The sequence below is a fragment of the Nocardia sp. NPDC058497 genome (genome assembly GCF_042720195.1).
Classification (GTDB): Bacteria; Actinomycetota; Actinomycetes; order Mycobacteriales; family Mycobacteriaceae; genus Nocardia.
This window is the reverse complement of record NZ_JBHXMY010000867.1, coordinates 1-1,785: the sequence shown is the minus strand read 5'-3', so window position 1 is coordinate 1,785 and position 1,785 is coordinate 1. Positions and strand designations below refer to the sequence as shown.

Here is a 1,785-nt window from a genome sequence, read left to right as displayed (position 1 = left end):
TTGGCGGGGGGTGCCCTTTGCGCCCCCGACCCGCCCCGGGTGTGGTTGGTCTTGGGGCTCCCCCGCCAATCAGATTCATCGCCCCGCCGCCCGAGGTGGCGGCGACGACGCCGAGACCCCCGGTGCTGCGCGCATAGCCATCGGCCATGGTGGCCGCGGAGAACTCGTGCTTGGCGACAATGCCGACCGGGTTCCCGCCCGCGTCGAAGATCGCGTCGTAGAGGTCTTCGATATTGGCGCCGTCGACTCCGAAGATATGGGTGACCCCCAGCTCGGACACCGCGTCTGTCAGGTAGTCGACCACTCTGTCCGGCATCTGCCCTCCTCCTGGCGCGTCTACCCGTCGAGTACCTCCGTTAATCAGCAGGTATCGACGGGCGGATCGTCGCGTACACGAGGGAAACGGGCTGGCTCCGGCGCGGGTTCACCACGCCGCCCATATCCACCTCTTGTGTGTACGTATACATCTACGTATAGTGGGTTCATGCCCAACAAGACGATCTACGTAGCCGACGACGATCTGCCCCTGTTCCAGCGGGCGCAGGAGCTCGTCGGCGGCAACATCTCCGGCGCGGTCGTCGCCGCGCTGCGCCGATTCATCGACCTGGAAGAAGGACGCCAGGCGGGTTTCGACGAGATCGTGCTCCAGGTGGGTCGCGACGGCGTGCGGCAGGTGCGGTTCCAGGGCACCCTGCTCGGCGAATGGCGCGACGTCGGCGACGAGCGGGTGCTGCACCAGCGGGTCTACCGCAGTCGCAAAGGCAAGCTCGTGCTCCACACGCACAAGGCGCTGTGGAAGGACTATCCGACCGGCGATGCCGCCGGTGACCTGAAGGACTGGAAGTACTGGCGCCGGATGTTCGGCATCGGCGACCGGCCGTGGGACTGGGGCGATTACGACTACGAGATCCTCGACGACGTGTCGGATCTGAAGGGCCGTGTCCCCGACAAGCTCTACCGCAAGGTCGAGGACATCCACTCGCACCCGCAGATCGAGGAACTAGACATCTGACGCCGGTTTCCGGCGGCAACCAGATTCACACCAGCAGCCCCCAGCAGTTTTGTCAGGGCCACCGGTCATCATCGTCGGATGAAGATATCGAAAGTTGCGTTGCTTGGTGCCGCTGTGGCGCTGTCCGCCGGAATCGCAGGCTGCAATTCCGACGAGGGATCGTCGTCCGTCGCCAGCTCCGCCACCTCGGTCGCGCCGACCAGCACCGCGGCCTCGTCGCCCGCATCGATCGACTACCCGAGCCTGCTCATCAAGCCGGGCGACATCGACGCCGGCTGGACATTGAAGACCACCAAGCCGCAACAGGACGGCATCATCGGCATTTTCGGCAACAGTGAGGGCACTGAGAAGATCAGTTCGGCCGTCATTGTGCGCGAGAATTCGGAGACCGCCGCAGCAGCCCTCGCGGCGGCAAAGGATGGCGCGTCCCAGAAGGCCGGAGGCGCGGCCTTTTCTCCTGTCGACGTCGGTGTTGGTGGCGGCATACTGAACGCCCCGGATGGGGCAACCGTCGTAGCTTTCAGTGAGGGCAGCGCCTTTGCGATCCTCGAATTCGAGAGCAAGACCGGTGAGCGGGTCCCGGCCGAAGTGGCAATAGCGATCGCGAAGTCGCAGGACGCCGCCATCAAGGCAGGCGTGAAATAAGAGCAGCGATCGAGAGGCGGAATAGCCCCGGGGGCGGGGGGGGGGGGGTTCGGGGGGAGGGCGGGGGGGCCCCGGAGGGGGGGGCGGGGGCGGTGGTGGGGGTTGTGGTGTGTGTGGTTGGGGTGGGT

At 65.8% G+C, this 1,785-nt stretch carries 3 protein-coding genes; 2 read left to right on the top strand and 1 reads right to left on the bottom strand.

Going from position 1 to position 1,785, the window contains the following annotated elements; translation table 11 throughout:
• Positions 1–316 (bottom strand): thiamine pyrophosphate-binding protein (locus ACFWPJ_RS31920; RefSeq protein ID WP_378857114.1); only part of this gene is annotated, 316 nt, incomplete at its 3' end.
• Between the two features lie 168 nt (positions 317–484).
• Here ACFWPJ_RS31920 and ACFWPJ_RS31915 point away from each other — a divergent pair.
• Together ACFWPJ_RS31915 and ACFWPJ_RS31910 are read left to right on the top strand one after the other, a co-directional pair.
• Positions 485–1,012: an EXLDI protein gene (locus ACFWPJ_RS31915; RefSeq protein WP_189034363.1), complete on the top strand. Its 528-nt coding sequence runs from the start codon at positions 485–487 to the stop codon at positions 1,010–1,012.
• Positions 1,013–1,090: 78 nt separating this feature from the next.
• Positions 1,091–1,657 carry a hypothetical protein gene (locus tag ACFWPJ_RS31910; RefSeq protein ID WP_378857111.1) on the top strand — a complete coding sequence of 189 codons (567 nt, stop codon included), beginning with the start codon at positions 1,091–1,093 and terminating at the stop codon, positions 1,655–1,657.
• Positions 1,658–1,785: the final 128 nt, after the last annotated feature.